Below are 19,103 nucleotides of genomic sequence, written 5' to 3'. Positions count from 1 at the left end.
TGGCAGCCCGGCTGCAGCCGGGCTCGCCCTCTGGGGGTCAGGCCAGTTGCCGATGGTCCTGGCGCAGGGGCTGTGGCAGGGAGATTTGCTGGATGAAGCGCTGCTGGATGAAGTCGACGCTCAGCTCGATCACCCGGTGGTATTGCAGGTCGACGGTGATCATGTGATAGCAGTCGTCCAGCATGACCTTGACCACTGGCCCGCCGAGCTTGCGTTCGACATAGTCGGCGTTCCAGCGGCTGGTGATGTCGTCCTCCAGGGAGTGCAGAACCAACGTGGGTGTGGTGATCGACGGCATGCGCTTTTTCACCACGGCGTTGAGTCGGTGCAGTTCGCGCACGGTCACGCCTTCCATGGTCAGCAAACCGGCCTGGCTGCTTTCGCCTTCTTTCATCTGGCGCTCGACGATCGCTCGCAGGCGTTCATTCTTGATGCCATAGGGCGGTTTTTCTTCGAAGCTGCACAGGTGCACGCCGAACGGGATTCTCATCAGCAAGGGCGTGAGGAACGCCAGTTTGTTGATGCTCCAGCCGTCGTAGCGCAGGGTGGTGGAATACAGCATCAAGCCTTCGATTTGCCCGGGGTGTTCGGCGGCCAGGTACATCGACAGTACCGCGCCCATCGACAAGCCGCCGACGAACACGCGCTCGTGCTTGCGCCGTATACCGACGAAAGTGTTGCGGGCGCTTTCGTACCAGTCACGCCAGCCGGTGGCTTGCAGGTCGGCGTTGCCCCCGCAGTGGCCGGCCAGGGTCGGCACGTAGACCGTGTGCCCGGCTTTCGCCAGGCCCATGGCCACCCGACGCAGTTCCGTCGGGGTGCCGGTGAGGCCGTGGATCAACAACACCGCGACCTCGCCGCTGCCGAGGACAAACCCGGCGCGGCCTTCACCCATGTCGATCGCGTCCGGTGAAACCGTCGCGTTCATCGTTTCATCGCTCGGTGCAGCAGGCGATCGAGCAGGGCGATGCCGAGGTCGATTTCCGGGTAGCTGATTTCCAGCGACGGGGCCAGGGTGATCACGTTTTTGTAGTAACCGCCGACATCGAGGATCAGGCCCAGGCGTTTGCCGTCGATTTCGATGTCGCCCTTCATGCCTTCTTCGACCATGAAATCCAGGGTCGCCTTGTCCGGCGTGAAGCCGTCCGGGCCACAGATTTCGCAGCGCAGGGCCAGGCCCAGGCCATCGACGTCGCCGATGATCGGGTAGCGTTTCTGCAAGTCTTTCAGGCCTTCGAGGAAGTACTTGCCCTTGTTCATGACCATCGCGCCGTAGTCGACTTCGCTGGTCATCTTGAACATTTCCAGACCCACCGCCGTGCCCAGGGGGTTGGAGGCAAAGGTCGAGTGGGTGGAGCCCGGCGGGAAGACTTTAGGGTTGATCAACTCTTCCCTGGCCCAGATGCCGCCCAGCGGATTGAGACCGTTGGTCAAGGCCTTGCCGAAGACGATCACGTCCGGTTTGACGTCGAAGTGCTCGATCGACCACAACTTGCCGGTACGGTAGAAGCCCATCTGGATTTCGTCGACCACCATCAGAATGCCGTGCTGGTCGAGCACGTGCTTGAGTTCGCTGTAGAAGTTCATCGGCGGGATCACGTAGCCGCCAGTGCCCTGGATCGGCTCGACGTAGAACGCGGCGTACTCGCTCTGGCCGACTTTCGGGTCCCAGACGCCGTTGTATTCGGTCTCGAACAAGCGGGCGAATTGCTGCACGCAGTGGCTGCCGTACTCTTCCTTGGTCATGCCCTTGGGGCCACGGAAGTGGTACGGGAACGGGATGAAATTGGCGCGCTCGCCGAAGTGGCCGTAACGGCGGCGATAGCGGTAGCTGGAGGTGATCGACGAGGCGCCAAGAGTGCGGCCGTGATAACCGCCCTCGAAGGCGAACATCAGGCTCTTGCCGTTGGTGGCGTTGCGCACGACTTTCAACGAGTCCTCGATGGACTGCGAGCCGCCGACGTTGAAGTGCACGCGACCGTCGAGGCCGAACTTCTTCTTCGCGTCCACGGCGATCATTTCCGAGAGCTCGATCTTGCCTTTGTGCAGGTATTGGCTGGCGATCTGCGGCAGGGTATCGATCTGCTGTTTCAGTGCATTGTTCAGGCGCGGGTTGGCGTAACCGAAGTTGACCGCCGAGTACCACATTTGCAGGTCGAGATAAGCCTGGTCACTGGTGTCCCAGACGTAGGAGCCTTCGCAGCGACTGAAAATGCGCGGCGGCTCGATGTAGTGAACGGTGTCGCCGTAGGAGCAGTATCTGGCTTCCTTTTCCAGCAGGATTTGGTCTTCGGCGGTAGCGATTCGAATATCAGACATGGTGGAAAAGTTCCTGTGTTTCTGCGTTGAAAGAGGTGGCGTTGGCGGCGTTGGCGTTGGGTAAAAGGGCCACCAGGGCTGGTAGTTCCGCGAAGCTGTCGAAGCGCGCAAAGGCAATGCCGTTGCGCTCGCAGTGCTCGGCCAGGCGATCCTTGGCGAACACGAAATCGGCGGTGGAGGCCACGCACATGTCGGACTGGCCGTCACCGATCACCAGCACGCGCCTGGCCTTGGGTGTGGATTTGCATTTGCAGTTGCCGGCAGCGGCGCGGCAGGCATCGTTGGCGTATGGGAAGTCGATGCGCCAGCTGTCGTGATCGACCTGACGCAAGCGGTTGGCAAGGATCGGCAGGAGGCTGACGTAGTGGCGCGCCAGGATGCGCGCGATGCCTTGTTCGATGCCGTCGCTGACCACTTCAAGGGACGCACCGAGGCCGATGACGTGGTCGACGAAATCAGGAAAGTCCGGGTCGATGTCGATGCCGTCGAAGAACCCGAGCAGTTCGGTCGGGGTGGCCTTGACCAGTGCGAGCTGGCGACTGAGGCATTCACGGGAACCGATGTCGCCTGCCAGCCACTCCTCTTCGATCGTTTCCCAGCTTGGGTCGGCGAATCGTTGGAGGATGCTGTCGATCACGTCGGTGCGGGTGATGGTCCCGTCGAAATCACACACGATATGCCAGTCAATCATCTGTTGTACCTATTGAGCGTTTCGCGCTGTTTGCGCTTGCCAAAGGGGTAGAGCAGGGACTGTGCCAATCGCGTCCGGCCCAGCGGGGCTGGGGTTCCGGCCTGTGTTCGCGTTGGTGAAGCTACAATTTTTGTAGGTCGCTACAAACAACATGAGTGCTTGCCTGATGGCATCGATTCAGGGATTGATGCGCGCATGTACCGTATAAGGAATTGCCTCATGTCGAGGATTACCGTTGCGCTCTTTACCGCGCTGACCTGTCTTTCCATCAACGCCCACGCCGATGGCCTCACCGGCGAAGCCGGGCTGGGCCTGAGCTATGAACCCCATGATCCGACCGGCAGTCGATACGAAACCCGACCCGTGCCGTACCTCGATCTGGACTGGGGCGATGTCAGTCTCGGCACTGACGACGGGCTGACCTGGAGTGCCTTCAAGGCCAACGGTTTCAGCGCCGGGCCTTTTGCGAACTACCTGCCGGGCCGCACCGCGAACGGGTCGTTGCGTGGCTTGCGCGATGTGCCGGATATGGCCGAGGTGGGCGGGTTCGTGCAGTACGCGCCGGCCGATTTCTGGCGGGTGTTTGCCTCGGTCGGCCAGGCAGTGGGCGGCGGCAGCGGGCAGGGTGGGGTGCTGGGGCGGGTCGGTGGCGAGGTGGGTTATCCGCTCGGTGGCGGGGTGATCGGCAGCACGAACCTGACGGCGCATTTCGCCGATGCCCGACAGACCCAGACCTACTTCGGCGTCAGCGCCGATGAGTCACAGGCCTCGGGGATTCGTCGCTACAACGCCGGCGGCGGGTTGCAGAACGTGGCGCTGACCCAGAGTTTCGAGTTCCCGTTGGCGCCCCATTGGTCGCTGCTGACCAGTGCCAGCTGGATTCACCTGACGGGGTCGGCGGCGGACAGCAGCATTGTCAAAGCCGTTGGCGATACCAATCAGGGTGAAGCGCAGGTGGCGATTGCCTACAAGTTCAAATGAGAGGGTGTGGCGAGGGAGTGAGCGCCCTCGCCACAAAAGTCGCGGTAGCTTCAGGTTTGCTCACCCTCGGCCAGCAACGCCACCCCGCCCATGATCACCGCCACCCCCACCCAGTGCAGCACGCTGATCTGCTCTCCCAGCCCCAGCCATGACCCCAGCAGTACCCCGACAAACACCAGCGAACTGAGGGGAAACGCCAGGGACAGGCTGCTGCGTCGCAGGATCAGCATCCAGACGAAGAACGCGCCGATGTAGCAGGCGATCGCCACCCACACCCCGGGATTGTCGGCCACGGCCAACAGCCATTGCAGGGTGAAGTCCATCTGCCCGAGTTGATCGCCGCCGACTTTGCTGGCGATCTGGCCGGCGCTTTCGAAGCTGATCAGCAAGGCCCAGAGCACGAGGGTGCCGAGCCGTTCGTGCAGCCAGCCCGTCTTGCTGTCGATCATCGATTGACCCTCATCCATGAGCGACACACACGAGCATCACGCCCGCCGAGATCACCAGCGTACCCGCCCAGCGACGGCGACTGACGGTTTCACCGAGGATCACTTTGCTCGCCAGCACCACGCCGCAGTAAGCCAGGGCCGCCGCCGGAAACAGCAGGCTCAGCGGCGCCCGGGACAGGGCCTCGAGCCAGACCAGAAACTCGACCACAAAGGCGCCGATCCCGCACCACAGCAGCGGTGCGTTGAACACCTGGCCCCAGAACGCATTCAGGCGAAACCCGCCTTCGAGCTCCGGCATTCGGTCCAGGCCGAGCTTGAAACAGAGCTGGCCAATGACGTCCATCACAATGGAACACGCCACCAGCACGATCACGGTGAAGGTCATGGGCGTGGCGCCTTTCGGTTTGCAATCACGATGTTCACAGTCAGGATTTACCCTTTGGCAATCGCCCCCGCAGGTTCATCCAGCCTGAAGGCCGGGCGAGAGGGCTTTAGTGGGTAAATGCAAGGGACGCGCCAAACCCGGGACAAACATTGTAGGAGCGAGCCTGCTCGCGATGGACGTTAACGACGACGCAGACTGCCTGGAAAAACCCATCGCCTGCATATTCATCGCGAGCAAGCCCGCGAAGGGGGCGGTACATTCAGCATCGATGTCGCCTGACACACCGCCTTCGCTGGCAAGCCAGCTCCCACAGAGTTTGGTGCGTTCACGGACTCGGCGTACATCCACGAACACTGTAGGAGCGAGCCTGCTCGCGATGGACGTTAACGACGACGCAGGCTGCCTGGAAAACCCCATCGCCTGCATATTCATCGCGAGCAAGCTCACTCCCACAGGACTTGGTGCGTTCACGGACTCGGCGTACATCCACGAACACTGTGGGAGCGGGCTTGCCCGCGAAGGGGGCGGCACATTCAGCATCGATGTCGCCTGACACACCGCCTTCGCTGGCAAGCCAGCTCCCACAGGATTTGGTGCGTTCACGGACTCGGCGTACATCCACGAACACTGTAGGAGCGAGCCTGCTCGCGATGGACGTTAACGATGACGCAGGCTGCCTGGAAAAACCCATCGCCTGCATATTCATCGCGAGCAAGGCTCACTCCCACAGGAGGGCAGGTGTGAAGGCGAACCAGCACGGTCGTCGCCATCAGCTTCGTCACCGCCGCGCCAGTGTTGCCTTGAGCCTCAAATCCATCAGTGGCTCAACCCGTACTTCTTCACTTTGTCGAACAGGGTGGTCTTGGCCATGCCCAGTTCCTGGCTGGCCTGGGTCAGGTTGCCGCCGCTGCGTTGCAAGGCATCGCTGAGCAGGTTGCGTTCGAAGGCTTCCACCGCTTCGGCAAAGGCCAGGCCCTGATTGCCGGCGCTGGCGCCGGGTTTCTTGAAGGCAGGCAGACCCAGGGCAAAGCGTTCGGCGACGTTGCGCAGTTCGCGCACGTTGCCCGGCCAGTCGTGGCTCATCAGGTTCGACAGGGTCTGGTTATCCAGTTCCGGCGCGGCACGGTCAAAGCGCAGGGACGACTGCTGAAGGAAATGCTCGAACAATTGCAGGATGTCTTCGCGACGTTCGCGCAAGGGCGGCAGTTCCAGGGTGACCACGTTGAGGCGGTAATACAGGTCGCTGCGAAATTCGCCGGCCTTGCTCGACTCGTCGAGGTCGGACTTGGTCGCGGCGATCACCCGGCAATCGACCGCCACGCTCTGGTTCGAACCGAGTCGTTCGAGGGTGCGCTCCTGCAACACCCGCAGCAGTTTGATCTGCAAGGGCAGGGGCATGCTTTCCACTTCGTCGAGGAACAGCGTGCCGCCGTCGGCGTGCTCGATCTTGCCGATGCGCCGCTTGCCCGCGCCGGTGAAGGCGTTGGCTTCGTGACCGAAGATTTCACTTTCGAACAGGTTTTCCGGCAGGCCGCCGCAGTTCAAGGCGACGAACTGTTTGCTGTGTCGGCGGCTGAAATCATGCAGGCAACGGGCAACCAGTTCCTTGCCGGTGCCGGTTTCGCCTTCGATCAGCACGTTGGCCGAGGTGTCGGCGACGTTGGCGATCAATTCGCGCAGATTCTGCATGGCCGGCGAGCGACCGATGATCCGGCCTTCGAGGGAATCGCGTTCGGCCAGTTGCCGACGCAACGACGTCACCTCTCGCGCCAGGCTGCGTTGTTCCAGGGCGCGGCGGGCCACGTCCACCAGGCGCTCCGGGGAAAAGGGTTTTTCCATGAAGTCGTAGGCGCCTTTCTGCATCGCGCCGACAGCCATGGAGATGTCGCCATGACCGGTGATCAGCACCACAGGCAGGCTGCGGTCGCGGGCCTTGAGCCGGTTCAACAGTTCCAGGCCATCGATGCCCGGCAGGCGAATGTCGCTGATGACGATGCCGGCAAAGTTGTCGCCGACCCGCTCCAGGGCTTCTTCGGCGCTGCCTACGCCGATACAGGGAATGTCTTCCAGGGTCAGCGCCTGCTGGCAGCCGAGCAGCACATGGGGGTCGTCTTCGACGATCAGCACACTAAGGTCGTTGTTCATATGGGCTCGGCGGGAGTGGGGCTTACCAACGGTAAACCGAGGACGAAAGCGGTACCACCGCTGGCGGGGTGTTCGACGCCCAGGTGGCCGCCGGTGGCGGCGGCCAGGCTCGCGGAAAGCGTCAGGCCCAGGCCCAGCCCCTGCTCGCCGGGTTTGGTGGTGAAGAAGGGTTCGAACAGGTGCTTGCGCGCTTCGGCGTCGATGCCATGGCCGTTGTCCCTGACGCGCAGTCGATACTTGCCCTCGAACACTTCACCCTCGAGCCACAACTCGGGTTGCGGTTGCGCCTGCATGGCATCGAGGGCGTTGCCGATCAGGTTGACCAGGATCTGCTCCAGGCGGGTCTGGTCGATCTGCAGTTGTACGTCGTCGAAATGCCGGTGCAGTTGCAAATGGGCGTTTTCCACGCGACTGCCGAGCAACTGCAAGGCGGCTTCCACGGCTTTGCCGAGGCACGCCTGGCCCTTGTCGTCACCGCGTCGGGCGAAGGCGCGCAGGCTCGCGGTGATCCGCCCCATGCGGTCGATCAGTTCATTGATGGTCTTGAGGTTGGTGCTGGCCACATCCAGCTGACCACGCTCCAGAAAGCGTACGGTGTTGCCGGACAGGGTGCGCAGCGCCGCCAGCGGCTGGTTCAATTCGTGGGCGATGCTGGTGGACATCTGGCCGATGGCGGCGAGTTTCCCGGCCTGCACCAGTTCATCCTGGGCGCGGCGCAAGGTCTCTTCGGCGTGACGCCGTTCACGGATCTGCCCCTTGAGCCGTTCGTTGCTGGCACGCAGGTCGACGGTGCGTTCGGTAATCCGACGCTCCAGTTGACTGTTGGCTTCCTGCAGGGCCTCGCGGGCGGCGAGGCGTGTGGAAATCACCTTGCGCCGTTCGTTCCAGGCGATCAGCAGGAACGCCACGAGGGCGAAGGCCACCGCCACCAGAATGCCCTGATTGATCGCTTCGCGACGCAGATCCTGCAGTGGCGTCAGCAGGGTGAAATTCCATGGGGTATCGCTTAATGGCCGGGTCTGGGCCAGATAGCTGATGTTTTCTTCGTCGGTGTCCAGTTCGCTGTTGGCGGGAAAGGTCAGTTTTTCCACGCCTTCGGACAGGGTTTCCCGGGCCAGGGGTTGCAGTTCGTTCAATGGGAACCAGTAGTACTGCAGGCTGCGGGCCAGTTTTTCCTTGGTCTCGTCACTCAGCGGCACCACGGATTTGAGCCGCCGCGCCGGATCGCTGGACAGAATGATGATGCCGTTCTCGTCGCTGACGAAGGCTTCCAGGCGCGCCCGTTGCCAGCGCTCTTCCATGGCTTCGAGGCGAACCTTGACCACGGCGACGCCAATGATCTTGCCGTGTTCTTCCAGGCCATGGGCCAGGTAGTAGCCGGGTTCGCCGTTGGTGCTGCCGATGCCGTAGAACCGCCCCGGCTGGCCGCGTACGGCGTTCTGGAAATAGGCCCGGAAGGACAGGTCCTCCCCCAGGTAACTGTCGACATCGCGCCAATTGCTGGTGGCCATGACCCGACCGGTGGTGTCCATCACATAGATGGCCCGACTGCGGCTGCGCCGGTTCAGGCCTTCAAGGTAATCATTGACCGTTTGCCGGTGCTCCGGGGTCGGGTCGGCCAGCAACTGCGAAACACTGGATTCGAGTTCCAGCAGGCTGGGCAGGTAGGTGTATTTGCTGATTTCGCTCTCGACGGCGCGGGCGTGCAACTCCAGCTGACGCTGGCCGTTCTCGCCCAGGCTGCGGATGCCGTAGTGCTCACTGATCCAGAAGCCGACGTAGCCCAATCCGATCATCAGCGCGATGATCAGTGGCGGCAGGAACAAATGACGAATCAGACGGGGTTTCACGGCGAGTGATGGCGGCGGGGCGCGATAGGGGGTGGGGTCGCATTTCATCACAGATGCCTTGGGTCAACCAGCGCTTGCCTGAACACTGTATGAGCGAGCCTGCTCGCGATGGTCGTCAACGATGACGCGTTCATTCTGAATGTACGCGGTGTCTTTGAATTCATCGCGAGCAGGCTCGCCCCTACAGATGGCGGGGCGAGCGTGGGTTTTAGTGCTGCAGAATCTTGTTCAGGAAGTGCTGCGTACGCTCGGCACGGTGGTTGATGTCGCCGAAGAACTCTTCTTTCTTGCAGTCTTCGATGATCTTGCCGGCGTCCATGAAGATCACCCGGTCGGCGACCTTGCGGGCGAAGCCCATTTCGTGGGTCACGCACATCATGGTCATGCCTTCATGGGCCAGTTGCACCATCACGTCGAGCACTTCGTTGACCATTTCCGGGTCCAGCGCCGAGGTCGGTTCGTCGAACAGCATGACGATCGGGTCCATCGCCAGCGCCCGGGCAATCGCCACGCGCTGCTGCTGACCACCGGACAGTTGGCCAGGGTGCTTGTGGGCGTGGGCCGAGAGACCGACGCGCTCAAGCAGTTGCAGGCCTTTCTTGGTGGCTTCTTCCTTGCTGCGGCCCAGTACCTTGATCTGCGCAATGGTCAGGTTTTCGGTGATGGTCAGGTGCGGGAACAGCTCGAAGTGCTGGAACACCATGCCCACGCGGGAACGCAGTTTCGGCAGGTTGGTCTTCGGGTCGGCGATGGACGTGCCGTCGACCACGATGTCACCTTTCTGGAACGGTTCCAGGGCGTTGACGCATTTGATCAGGGTCGATTTGCCCGAGCCGGACGGCCCGCACACCACGATCACTTCGCCTTTTTTGACCTCGGTGCTGCAGTCAGTCAGTACCTGGAAGTCGCCATACCACTTGTTGACATTCTTGATAGAGATCATACGGCAAACCTTTTTTGCAGACGCTTGACCAGCTGCGAGGCGGCAAAGCTGATGATGAAGTACACGAGACCTGCGAAGATCAGGAACTCATTGGAACGGCCAATGATGTCGCCACTGGCGCGCGAGGCATTGAGGAAGTCCACCAGGCCCACCGCATAAACCAGCGACGTGTCCTGGAACAGGATGATGCTCTGCTGCAGCAACAGCGGGGTCATCTTGCGGAACGCCTGCGGCAGGATGATCAGGCGCATCATCTGGCCATAGGTCATGCCCAGCGCCTGGGCAGCGCCCATCTGGCCCTTGGGAATCGACTGCACGCCGGCCCGGACGATTTCGCAGAAGTACGCCGCTTCGAACATCATGAAGGCCACGATGCACGAGGCGAACGCGCCGATCGGGGTGTCTTCGCCGGTGATCCAGCGCAGCACGAACGGCACCGCCAGGTAGAACCAGGTGATCACCAGCAGCAGCGGGATCGAGCGGAAGTAGTTGACGTAGGCACCGGCCAGGTTCGACAGCAGTTTGCTGTGGGACAGACGGCACAGCGCCAGGAGGGTGCCGAGGATGATCCCGCCGATGACGCCCAGCGCCATCAGTTGCAGGGTCATGATCATGCCGTTCCACAAGCCCGGCAGGGACGGGATGATGCCCGAGAAGTCGAGTTCCATTATTTACCCCCCACGGAGATCAGGCCCGGTACGGCGACTTTCTTCTCGACCAGACGCATCAGCAACATCAGGCTCATGTTCAGGGTGAAGTAAATGAGCGTTGCCAGGGTGAAGGCTTCGAACAGGTTGGCGGAGAACTCGGCGGTCTGTTTGGTCTGCGCCAGCAGCTCCATCAGGCCGATCAACGAGGCCACGGAGGTGTTCTTGAAGACGTTCAGGAATTCCGAGGTGAGCGGCGGAATGATGATCCGGTAAGCCTGCGGCAGCAGCACGTTCCAGTAGATCTGCGGCAGCTTGAAGCCCATGGCGCGAGCCGCGGATTCCTGGCCTTTGGGCAGGGCCTGGATGCCGGTGCGCACTTGTTCGCAGACGCGAGCGGTGGTGAACAGGCCCAGGCAGACGACGACGCTGAGGAAGGCCGAGGTCGTCGGGTTCAGGTCCTGCTTGTACCAGTCTTGCAGGTTCTGCGGCAGCAGGTCCGGCACCAGGAAGTACCAGATGAACAGCTGAACCAGCAGCGGCACGTTACGGAAGAGCTCGACGTAGCAGGTGGCGATGCCCGATACGATGCGGTTCGGCACGGTACGCATGACACCCAGGATCGAGCCCAGTGTCAGGGCGATGATCCAGGCCACGATGGCGATGGCGATGGTCCAGCCCAGACCGGCGATGTACCAGTCGAGATAAGTCTCGCTGCCCACGCCGGTGGACTTGAAGAACACGCCCCAGTCCCAGTTGTAATTCATTAGGGTCTCCCCTCGGATTCGATCGATGTACAAGTACCCGCCTGGGGAAAGCTCCGTTCCCGCCCGATCGGGTGACACACAGGTCAGTTCGATCAGGCACACACGATCGGCTCGACAGCCACCGGTTCGAGTGTTTCCAGAAATGCCAGCAGGGAATGACAACCTCCCGAAAGGGCCGCGGCCCTCTCAGGAGATAAGGTTAGTCAGAAATCAGGATTTCTTGTCGTCAGCCGCTTTGTCGGTCGGATGGGCGATCAGGGCCTTGAGCTCGTCGCTCATCGGGAAGTTCAGGTTCAGGCCTTTAGGCGGGATTGGCTGCATGAACCATTTGTCGTAGATCGTGTTGATCTCGCCCGAAGCGTAGGTGGCCTTGATGGCGTCATCCACGGCTTTCTTGAACGGCTCGTCGCCCTTGCGCACCATGCAGCCGTAGATTTCGTAGGACTGTGGAGTACCGGTCACGGCCCAGTCTTCCGCCTTCTTGGCCTTGGCGGCCTCACCGGCCAGCAGTGCGTCGTCCATCATGAACGCCACGGCACGGCCCGATTCCAGCATCTGGAAGGATTCGCCGTGGTCTTTGGCGGAGATGACGTTCATGCCCATTTGCTTGTCGGCGTTCATCGACTTGAGGATGCGCTCGGACGTGGTACCGGCGGTGGTCACGACGTTCTTGCCTTTGAGGTCATCGAAGTCCTTGTACGCCGAGCCTTTCTTGGTCAGCAGACGAGTACCGATTTCGAAGATGCCAACGGAGAAGTCAACTTGCTGCTGACGCTCGACGTTGTTGGTGGTGGAACCGCACTCCAGGTCCACGGTGCCGTTCTGCACCAGCGGGATACGGGTTTGCGAAGTGACCAGGTTGTATTTGACTTGCAGGTTAGGCAGGTCCAGGTCTTTTTTGATGGCTTCGACGATTTTCAGCTGAATATCGTGGGAGTAGCCGACCGGTTTGCCGGAAGCGTCTGCAATGTAGGAAAACGGAATGGAAGCGTCACGATGCCCGAGGGTGATCACACCGGACTCTTTGATCTTCTTCAGGGTGCCGGTGAGTTCGGCGGCGAAAACTGGCGTGCTGATCAGAGCGGCAGCAATGGCTGCGCCCAGGATATGGGGAACGATGCGCATCAAATTTTCCTCGACATTGTTTTTTTTATGGAGCCAGTTGATCGGCCCTTTTTGTGCTGCGGATGCCTGAGCTCCTGAAGTGTTGGCACCGCAGGCATTCGTCGAAGAAGTGTAGAGCATGACTCATGCCAGGCCAGGCTGAATGAGTTAAGTAGTTGATTTATAAGGAGATTAAATTTATTTTCCGCGTTTTTCAGCGTTGAATAATCCGGTTAACCGAACCGACCGGCAGGTCGCGTTCGGAAAACCGAATGGTGAGAGGGCGCAACCCGTCATCAGGTGTATTTGCGCTTGTCCGGCGCTGGCGGGAAGTACTGGTATAACCAGGTTTCACTCAACGTGCGGTCATGGGTGCGGATGAACAGGCGCAGTTCCACGGGATCCACGCTGTCGTTGGTCGGGTACCAGTCGAACGTGATGCGGTAGCCCTTGATCTCATCGAGCACCAGCACGTTGAAGTCCTTGACCTGGCCATTCGAGCAGGTCACCACCGGCTCGATGCCCGCGCCTTCCGGCAAGCGGTCCAGGCCGCCACCGGTGAAGTCCACCGCGAAACGCCGGGCCCAAACTTCCGGGTAATGCTCACCCGGTGCCCAGCCTTCGGTGAAACCACCCATGCCCGAACGTGTTGCGTTGACCCGCGCCAGTGGTGTGCCCACCGGCGGCAGGGCGCTCCAGTAGAGCTTGTAGCCGTAGTTCAGCGAATCACCGGGCGCCACCGGTTTTTTCGGGGTCCAGAACGCGACGATGTTGTCGAGCGTCTCACCGGTCGTAGGAATTTCCAGCAGATCGATGGAGCCTTCACCCCACGCGGTGGTCGGTTCGACCCACAGGCTCGGCCGGCGGCTGTACCAGTCGACGGTGTCCTGATAACTGGCGAACTCGTGATCGGTCTGCACCAGGCCGAAACCCTTCGGATCCTTGTCGGCGAAGGCGTTGAATTGCAGGGTGGCCGGGTTGTTCAGCGGGCGGCAGATCCACTCGCCGTTGCCGCGCCACATCGCCAGGCGATCGGAGTCGTGGATCTGCGGGTGAATGGTGTCGCACATGCGGCGTTCGTGGGTGCCGCAGCTGAACATGCTGGTCATCGGTGCAATGCCCAGTTGTTCGATGGCGGTCCGTGCATTGACGTTGGCATCGACCTCCATCACCACGCGCTCGGCCTGGCAGTCGATGTCAAAGCGGTAGGCACCGGTGGCGCTCGGCGAGTCGAGCAGGGCATAGACCACGAAGCGGGTGCTGTCCTTGTCCGGCGTCTCGAACCAGAACTTGGTGAAGTCAGGGAATTCTTCACGCTTTTTGGCGTAGGTATCGATCGCCAGACCGCGGGCCGACAAACCGTACTGGCCAGTTGCGTCCACCGCGCGGAAGTAACTGGCGCCCAGGAACGACACCACGTCGTGCTTGTCCAGCTCCGGCGCCTTGAACAGCTTGAAGCCGGAGAAACCCAGGTCGCCGGTCAGTTGCTTGGTATCGACCGTGGTGTTCTCGTAGTTGAACAGCGACGGGCGGAAATGCACTTCACGGGCCATGCGGGTTTTCGGGTCGACGCTGTACATGCGCACCGGCTGCTTGAATCCCATGCCGACGTGGAAAAACTGCACATCCAGCTGACCGTTCAATTCATTCCACAGCGAATGATTGCCGTCGTAGCGGATCGCGTTGAAATTCTGCGGGGTCATGGTCGCCAGGGTCGGTGGCAACACTTGCTTGGTGTCCTGATAGCGATGGCTGGCCAGTTGCTTGGCCTGCACTTTCAGCGACTCGAAATCGAAGGCCTGGGCTTCACCATCGGCAGCCCCGGTGGCGGCCCAGGCGCGGGCGGCAAGCAGGCCGGTGGCGGACAGACCGGTGTAGGCAGCGATGGCCATGGAGGCTTTGAGCAAATTCCTGCGGTGCATAAATACAACCTGTCGTGAACAATCCCGCGCCGTTCCTGGCACGTGCTGGATCAGAAATAAGGGTTCGGACATGCCTTCGGCCAAACACAACGGACTTTAAACAGATGCCGAATAGCTTAAACCGTTCGATGGCGGAGCAAAATTGATTGATGGCACGACGCTGGCGCGGCAATGAAACAAGACATGTCGGGAAACATTTCCGACAGTGCCGTCTGATTTAGAGGGCATTTCTGCTTTTTTCGACTAATTACTCTAAAAACCGCTTTTCAGCGTCCGGATTATTTCTATTCTGTGGGCATGACCGGTTTATGCCCTTCGGGCCGGTGCGATTCAGTCGGCACGAGAAGGCTGCTGAAAAGGGTAGGGCGATGCGGTTTCTGAAGTTTTCTTTGACGTAGAGAAGGACATCGTCCATGTCGAAAGTACAAGGCATCACCGAACTACTGGGAATCTTTCCGTGCCTGGGCAGCGGGCGACGAAGGCGCCGGCTCAATTCCGAAGAGATGAAACTGGTGGAGCGCTATCGCGAATTGTCGGAGAGCGACCGGATTGCGATGAGGTATCTGGTGGATGCGATGCGTAGTGTTTCGAGGTTTTAGGTAAGAAATTCAAAGGGGCGGACTATGAAGTTCGCCCTTTTGCCAATCGAATCGATTCAGCGGGTTCCGGCTATAGGGAACGGTCGTTGTACTTGCATCAACTCAGGCATGTCCCGCCACTTGATCCAGGCGTGATGTTGGTAGTGCAGCAGAGGCACCGAAACTCCGGCCCAATTCAAGGCGCTCAGGCTTGGCAGGTTTTCCGAAGACGATGCCTGCGCATTGCGCAACAGGGGCACGACTTCGTTGCTCAACCATTGCCTGAGGTAGCGGTTTTCCGGGATGAAATGGTGAACCAGCAATGCATACATGCCCGATTCGCTGACCATCAATGCATCGACGACCTTGCCGTCCTTGAGCAAACAAACGCTGCGACGCTGATCGGGGTCCAGCTTCTGGATGAGGCGTTCGTTCAATGGTTGACCCATCAGGCGGCCAAGGTCCTGAACGCAGAACCAGGCTTGATGGTCCTGGATGAAGGCGTGGAGGAAACGGTTGTGGCGGGTGAAGACGGTAGGAATGAAGCTGGGATAAGTGTCAGACGGATTTGACGCGTGTTTGTGCATTGTTCGACTCCATGTTGAAAAGGAGCCGCCACGAATCCTTCGACAGATTGGGGTGGCGGACCGTGCGGCGTTCGAAGTCGGAACATTCTCGATCAACATGGAAGCCGAGAGGCCCGCGCCACACGGCCCGCCATAACGCGAAACTGAAAGGCAAAAAAATGCCCCAGCTCGTATGGGGGCGCGGATGCGCCATGTAGATATGTTCCGGCTTCGACTCCGGGTCGCTGATTGTGCAGCGACGGGACAAAGCCTATCGGTCAGGCGCTCGCGGCGCCAAGTCTACTCTGGCGACGCGTGATGTAGGAATCGCGGGTTTTTCATGAAGGTCGCATCTGTAAGAGCAGAACCGCCTTCAGGGCTCATGCCGTTCAGTTAAGGACGAACACTTGACCTGTGGCGAGGGAGCAAGCTCCTTCGCCACAGGTTGGTTTTCGATCGAGGGGCAAATACGGTTACCGACCCACCTTCCAGGCATCCCCGGCAGGCGCGGTACCGTGGTCGTACGGCTTGGCGATCCACATGTACAGCAGGCCCAGGCCAATGACGATGGCGGTGCTCAGGACCATGGCGTAGTTGATGTACCACGCCGCATCCGGGGTACGGGGCCAGGCCATGTTGACGATGGCGCCAATGCCATAGGTCAGTGCGCCGATGTTCACCAGCCAGCCCCAGGCACCGAGGGTGAATTTGCCGCTCGGTTTCCAGCCTTTGAGGCGAGCAAACAGTGCCGCGAGCACGATCATCTGGAACGCCAGGTAGATGCCGATGGCGGCGAAGCTGACGATGGTGGCGACGGCGTCCTGCAGGAAGAAGCCGAGGATGATGATCAGGGCCGGCAGGACACCGGACACGAACAGTGCGGCAACCGGAACCTGGGTCGTAGGAGAAATCTTCTTCAGCAGTCGGCTACCGATCACCATCTCGTCACGGGCATAGGAATACAGCAGACGGCTCGCCGCCGCTTGCAGGCTGATGACGCAGGAGATGAAGGAAATCATGACCACACCCATCACCACTTTCGAACCCACGGGGCCGAAGGCGTTGTTGAGGATGGTGGTGACCGGGTCCTTGTCGGTGCCGTTGATCACTGCTTGCATGTCTGGCACGGCGAGGATCAGCGCCAGGCAGGCGAACATCGCGGCGATGCCACCGATGTAGATGGTCATGCGCATGGCCACCGGGATTTTCTTGCTCGGGTTCGGCGTTTCTTCGGCGACGTCGCCGCAGGCCTCGAAGCCGTAGTACAGGAACATCCCCGCCAGCGACGCGGTGAGGAAGGCGGGCAGGTACGAGCCATCGACGCTGATGTCGAAGGTGTCGAACAGCACGCTGAGCGGCTGATGGCGTTCGAACACCAACAGGTAGACACCGACGATCACTGCGCCGATCAGTTCGCAGAGGAAGCCGAACATGGCGATGCGCGCCAGCGTTTTGGTGCCGCTGAGGTTGATCAGCGTGGCGAACAGCGTCAGGAACAGGGCGATGACGATGTTGGTGTTGTTGTTCGGTTCAAAGCCCATCATGGCGGCCAGGTAGGGACCTGCACCCACGGCAACGGCAGCGATGGTCACACACAGGGCGATGGAGTAGATCCAGCCGACCATCCACGCCCAGCGCTTGCCCACCAAACGACGGGCCCAGGGGTACACGCCACCGGAAATCGGGAACTGCGACACCACTTCACCGAAGATCAGACACACCAGCAACTGGCCGCAACCGACCAGCAGGTAGGCCCAGAACATCGGTGGGCCGCCGGCGGCGAGGCACAGGCCGAAGAGGGTATAAACCCCGACGACCGGGGAAAGATAAGTGAAGCCCAGGGCGAAGTTTTCCCACAGGCTCATGCTGCGGTTGAAGTTGGACGTATAACCCAGTTTACGTAGCTGCTCGGCGTCGCTATCGACAACGCCGGCAGAGAGTTCGGGTGATGTACTCATAGTGTTTGCTCCGGAAAATCGGCAGATTTCGGATGTCCGAAGCCGTGGCGGGGCCATGGCGGCTCAGCCCGGATCGGTGGTTATTGTTTTGACTTCTTTGGTGTGGAGCCTGGTGGTGCTTAGTGCCGGTTTCTACCTTGAAGCCGGAGTGACACAATCGCCAGCAGGCTGGCTCCCACAGGGAAACGCATTCCAAACTGTGGGAGCCAGCCTGCTGGCGATGCTTTTAGTGCTTGAACATCACATGGCGCACGACGGTGTAATCCTCAAGGCCATACATGGACATGTCCTTGCCATAGCCGGACAGTTTCTGGCCGCCGTGAGGCATTTCGCTGACCAGCATGAAGTGGGTGTTGACCCAGGTGCAGCCGTACTGCAGGCGCGCCGACAGGCGATGGGCGCGACCGACGTCGGCGGTCCACACCGACGATGCCAGGCCGTAGTCCGAATCGTTGGCCCAGCCCAATACCTGCGCTTCATCGGTGAACTTGGTCACCGACACCACCGGCCCGAACACTTCGCGACGGACGATTTCGTCGTCCTGCCGGGCATCGGCCAGCACCGTCGGTTCGAAGAAGAAACCATTGCCGTCCACGGCTTTGCCGCCCGTGATCAAGCGGATGTGCGGCTGCGCCACGGCGCGCTCGACGAACCCGGCCACGCGGTCGCGGTGCTGCGCGGTGATCAATGGACCGAGCTCGGTCGATGGATCATCCTGCAAGCCGTACTTGATGCTGCTGACGGCCGCGCCGAGCTTCTCGACAAACTTGTCGTAGATGCCTTCCTGCGCATAGATGCGGCAGGCCGCGGTGCAGTCTTGCCCGGCGTTGTAGAAGCCGAAGGTGCGAATGCCTTCCACCGCGGCGTCGATATCGGCGTCGTCGAAAATGATCACCGGGGCCTTGCCGCCCAGTTCCATGTGCATGCGTTTGACGCTGTCGGCGGTGCTGGAAATGATGTTCGAGCCGGTGGCGATCGAGCCGGTCAGCGACACCATGCGCACTTTCGGGTGGGTGACCAGTGGGCTACCGACCGTAGGCCCGCGACCGAACACCAGGTTGAGTACGCCGGCCGGGAAAATGTCCGACGCCAGTTGTGCCAGGCGCAATGCGGTCAGCGGCGTTTGTTCCGATGGCTTGAGCACCACGGTGTTGCCGGCGGCGAGGGCCGGTGCGATTTTCCAGGCGACCATCATCAGCGGGTAGTTCCACGGCGCGATGGAGGCGATCACGCCCACCGGGTCGCGGCGGATCATCGAGGTGTGGCCCGGCAGGTATTCGCCCCCGGCCGAACCGCTCATGCAGCGGCTGGCGCCGGCGAAGAAACGGAACACGTCGGCAATCGCCGGAATCTCGTCGTTCAGCGCAGCGCTGTAAGGCTTGCCGCAGTTGTCCGATTCCAGTTTGGCCAGCTCTTCGCCATGGGCTTCGATGGCGTCAGCCAGTTTGAGCAGCAGCAACGAGCGCTCTTTCGGCGGGGTTTGCGACCAGCTGTCAAACGCGGCATCGGCGGCGCGCACGGCGGCATCGACCTGGGCTTCGCTGGCTTCGTTGATTTCCACCAGCACGCGGCCCAGCGACGGGTTGAACACGGGTTGGGCAGGGCCTTCGCCATTGACGAGCTGGCCGTTGATCAAGAGTTGGGTTTGCATGGTTTGTCCTCTTCAAAGCAGTTCTTGTTTTGAAACCGGCCCCTGTGGGAGCGAGCCTGCTCGCGAAAGCGGTGCGTCAGCCAGCATCAATGCTCAACGTGATGGCGTCTTCGCGAGCAGGCTCGCTCCCACAGGGGGTAGTCGTTG

General features: G+C 60.8%; 17 protein-coding genes. 2 read left to right on the top strand and 15 right to left on the bottom strand.

The features are described from left to right. Positions 1-37 precede the first annotated feature (37 nt). The 3 genes from JQF37_RS23345 to JQF37_RS23335 are packed head-to-tail and all read right to left on the bottom strand — an operon-like array spanning position 38 to position 3,010. On the bottom strand, positions 38-928 hold the full coding sequence (locus JQF37_RS23345; protein ID WP_130207563.1) for an alpha/beta fold hydrolase: 891 nt from the start codon (positions 926-928) through the stop codon (positions 38-40). Next, the gene (locus JQF37_RS23340; RefSeq protein WP_130207565.1) at positions 925-2,319 is read right to left on the bottom strand and encodes an aminotransferase class III-fold pyridoxal phosphate-dependent enzyme; all 1,395 of its coding nucleotides are present in this window, start codon (positions 2,317-2,319) and stop codon (positions 925-927) included. Before JQF37_RS23340 ends, JQF37_RS23345 begins: the two co-directional genes overlap by 4 nt. Further along, entirely contained in the window at positions 2,312-3,010 is a 699-nt protein-coding gene (locus JQF37_RS23335; RefSeq protein WP_130207567.1) for an HAD-IB family phosphatase, read from the bottom strand. The genes JQF37_RS23340 and JQF37_RS23335 overlap by 8 nt, the downstream gene beginning before the upstream one ends. Positions 3,011-3,229: 219 nt before the next feature. Between JQF37_RS23335 and JQF37_RS23330 the strand changes: the two genes are divergently transcribed. Next, on the top strand, positions 3,230-3,991 hold the full coding sequence (locus JQF37_RS23330) for a MipA/OmpV family protein (RefSeq protein WP_204149768.1): 762 nt from the start codon (positions 3,230-3,232) through the stop codon (positions 3,989-3,991). Positions 3,992-4,041: 50 nt separating this feature from the next. On the opposite strand, the gene JQF37_RS23325 is transcribed toward JQF37_RS23330, so the two are convergent. The 9 genes from JQF37_RS23325 to JQF37_RS23285 all read right to left on the bottom strand — a co-directional run bounded on the left by JQF37_RS23325 (position 4,042) and on the right by JQF37_RS23285 (position 14,203). Continuing rightward, positions 4,042-4,440, bottom strand: coding sequence for an EamA family transporter (locus JQF37_RS23325; RefSeq protein ID WP_204149767.1), 399 nt, complete (start codon positions 4,438-4,440; stop codon positions 4,042-4,044). Between the two features lie 10 nt (positions 4,441-4,450). Then, positions 4,451-4,825, bottom strand: coding sequence for a transporter (locus JQF37_RS23320; RefSeq protein WP_130211046.1), 375 nt, complete (start codon positions 4,823-4,825; stop codon positions 4,451-4,453). Positions 4,826-5,641: 816 nt separating this feature from the next. Beyond that, positions 5,642-6,970, bottom strand: coding sequence for a sigma-54 dependent transcriptional regulator (locus tag JQF37_RS23315; RefSeq protein WP_130211047.1), 1,329 nt, complete (start codon positions 6,968-6,970; stop codon positions 5,642-5,644). Next, a complete protein-coding gene (locus tag JQF37_RS23310; RefSeq protein WP_130211048.1) occupies positions 6,967-8,868 on the bottom strand; it encodes a sensor histidine kinase in 1,902 nt (633 codons plus the stop codon). The genes JQF37_RS23315 and JQF37_RS23310 overlap by 4 nt, the downstream gene beginning before the upstream one ends. Before the next feature lie 160 nt (positions 8,869-9,028). Beyond that, positions 9,029-9,763 (bottom strand): amino acid ABC transporter ATP-binding protein, encoded by a 735-nt coding sequence (locus JQF37_RS23305; protein ID WP_090316758.1) that lies wholly within the window; start codon positions 9,761-9,763, stop codon positions 9,029-9,031. Further along, the gene (locus JQF37_RS23300; RefSeq protein WP_090316762.1) at positions 9,760-10,431 is read right to left on the bottom strand and encodes an ABC transporter permease subunit; all 672 of its coding nucleotides are present in this window, start codon (positions 10,429-10,431) and stop codon (positions 9,760-9,762) included. Before JQF37_RS23300 ends, JQF37_RS23305 begins: the two co-directional genes overlap by 4 nt. After that, complete coding sequence (locus tag JQF37_RS23295; protein WP_047538290.1) at positions 10,431-11,177, bottom strand: amino acid ABC transporter permease; 747 nt, start codon at positions 11,175-11,177, stop codon at positions 10,431-10,433. The genes JQF37_RS23300 and JQF37_RS23295 overlap by 1 nt, the downstream gene beginning before the upstream one ends. Positions 11,178-11,387: 210 nt before the next feature. Next, positions 11,388-12,302 (bottom strand): glutamate/aspartate ABC transporter substrate-binding protein, encoded by a 915-nt coding sequence (locus JQF37_RS23290; RefSeq protein WP_130211049.1) that lies wholly within the window; start codon positions 12,300-12,302, stop codon positions 11,388-11,390. A 275-nt stretch (positions 12,303-12,577) separates the two neighbouring features. Next, positions 12,578-14,203 carry a glucan biosynthesis protein D gene (locus JQF37_RS23285; protein ID WP_130211050.1) on the bottom strand — a complete coding sequence of 542 codons (1,626 nt, stop codon included), beginning with the start codon at positions 14,201-14,203 and terminating at the stop codon, positions 12,578-12,580. A gap of 413 nt (positions 14,204-14,616) precedes the next feature. Between JQF37_RS23285 and JQF37_RS23280 the strand changes: the two genes are divergently transcribed. Then, a complete protein-coding gene (locus JQF37_RS23280; protein ID WP_047538299.1) occupies positions 14,617-14,802 on the top strand; it encodes a hypothetical protein in 186 nt (61 codons plus the stop codon). Positions 14,803-14,858: 56 nt separating this feature from the next. Here JQF37_RS23280 and JQF37_RS23275 read toward each other — a convergent pair whose 3' ends face one another. The 3 genes from JQF37_RS23275 to JQF37_RS23265 all read right to left on the bottom strand — a co-directional run bounded on the left by JQF37_RS23275 (position 14,859) and on the right by JQF37_RS23265 (position 18,956). Beyond that, complete coding sequence (locus JQF37_RS23275; protein ID WP_130211051.1) at positions 14,859-15,368, bottom strand: Bro-N domain-containing protein; 510 nt, start codon at positions 15,366-15,368, stop codon at positions 14,859-14,861. Positions 15,369-15,820: 452 nt separating this feature from the next. Further along, positions 15,821-17,305: an amino acid permease gene (locus JQF37_RS23270; protein WP_130211052.1), complete on the bottom strand. Its 1,485-nt coding sequence runs from the start codon at positions 17,303-17,305 to the stop codon at positions 15,821-15,823. Positions 17,306-17,531: 226 nt separating this feature from the next. Beyond that, positions 17,532-18,956: a gamma-aminobutyraldehyde dehydrogenase gene (locus JQF37_RS23265; RefSeq protein WP_130211053.1), complete on the bottom strand. Its 1,425-nt coding sequence runs from the start codon at positions 18,954-18,956 to the stop codon at positions 17,532-17,534. Between the last annotated feature and the right edge of the window lie 147 nt (positions 18,957-19,103).

The sequence above is a fragment of the Pseudomonas sp. MIL9 genome (assembly GCF_016887925.1).
Classification (GTDB): Bacteria; Pseudomonadota; Gammaproteobacteria; order Pseudomonadales; family Pseudomonadaceae; genus Aquipseudomonas; species Aquipseudomonas mohnii.
This window is presented reverse-complemented; position numbering and strand designations above follow the sequence as displayed.

What these genes read in the sequence shown, in the direction of transcription:
- JQF37_RS23340 (WP_130207565.1), bottom strand. Translation starts at nt 2,319, where the DNA reads ATGTCTGATATTCGAATCGCTACCGCCGAAGACCAAATCCTGCTGGAA.
- JQF37_RS23310 (WP_130211048.1), bottom strand. Translation starts at nt 8,868, where the DNA reads ATGAAATGCGACCCCACCCCCTATCGCGCCCCGCCGCCATCACTCGCC.
- JQF37_RS23270 (WP_130211052.1), bottom strand. Translation starts at nt 17,305, where the DNA reads ATGAGTACATCACCCGAACTCTCTGCCGGCGTTGTCGATAGCGACGCC.
- JQF37_RS23305 (WP_090316758.1), bottom strand. Translation starts at nt 9,763, where the DNA reads ATGATCTCTATCAAGAATGTCAACAAGTGGTATGGCGACTTCCAGGTA.
- JQF37_RS23320 (WP_130211046.1), bottom strand. Translation starts at nt 4,825, where the DNA reads ATGACCTTCACCGTGATCGTGCTGGTGGCGTGTTCCATTGTGATGGAC.
- JQF37_RS23290 (WP_130211049.1), bottom strand. Translation starts at nt 12,302, where the DNA reads ATGCGCATCGTTCCCCATATCCTGGGCGCAGCCATTGCTGCCGCTCTG.
- JQF37_RS23280 (WP_047538299.1), top strand. Translation starts at nt 14,617, where the DNA reads ATGTCGAAAGTACAAGGCATCACCGAACTACTGGGAATCTTTCCGTGC.
- JQF37_RS23265 (WP_130211053.1), bottom strand. Translation starts at nt 18,956, where the DNA reads ATGCAAACCCAACTCTTGATCAACGGCCAGCTCGTCAATGGCGAAGGC.
- JQF37_RS23295 (WP_047538290.1), bottom strand. Translation starts at nt 11,177, where the DNA reads ATGAATTACAACTGGGACTGGGGCGTGTTCTTCAAGTCCACCGGCGTG.
- JQF37_RS23335 (WP_130207567.1), bottom strand. Translation starts at nt 3,010, where the DNA reads ATGATTGACTGGCATATCGTGTGTGATTTCGACGGGACCATCACCCGC.
- JQF37_RS23325 (WP_204149767.1), bottom strand. Translation starts at nt 4,440, where the DNA reads ATGATCGACAGCAAGACGGGCTGGCTGCACGAACGGCTCGGCACCCTC.
- JQF37_RS23285 (WP_130211050.1), bottom strand. Translation starts at nt 14,203, where the DNA reads ATGCACCGCAGGAATTTGCTCAAAGCCTCCATGGCCATCGCTGCCTAC.
- JQF37_RS23300 (WP_090316762.1), bottom strand. Translation starts at nt 10,431, where the DNA reads ATGGAACTCGACTTCTCGGGCATCATCCCGTCCCTGCCGGGCTTGTGG.
- JQF37_RS23330 (WP_204149768.1), top strand. Translation starts at nt 3,230, where the DNA reads ATGTCGAGGATTACCGTTGCGCTCTTTACCGCGCTGACCTGTCTTTCC.
- JQF37_RS23275 (WP_130211051.1), bottom strand. Translation starts at nt 15,368, where the DNA reads ATGCACAAACACGCGTCAAATCCGTCTGACACTTATCCCAGCTTCATT.
- JQF37_RS23345 (WP_130207563.1), bottom strand. Translation starts at nt 928, where the DNA reads ATGAACGCGACGGTTTCACCGGACGCGATCGACATGGGTGAAGGCCGC.
- JQF37_RS23315 (WP_130211047.1), bottom strand. Translation starts at nt 6,970, where the DNA reads ATGAACAACGACCTTAGTGTGCTGATCGTCGAAGACGACCCCCATGTG.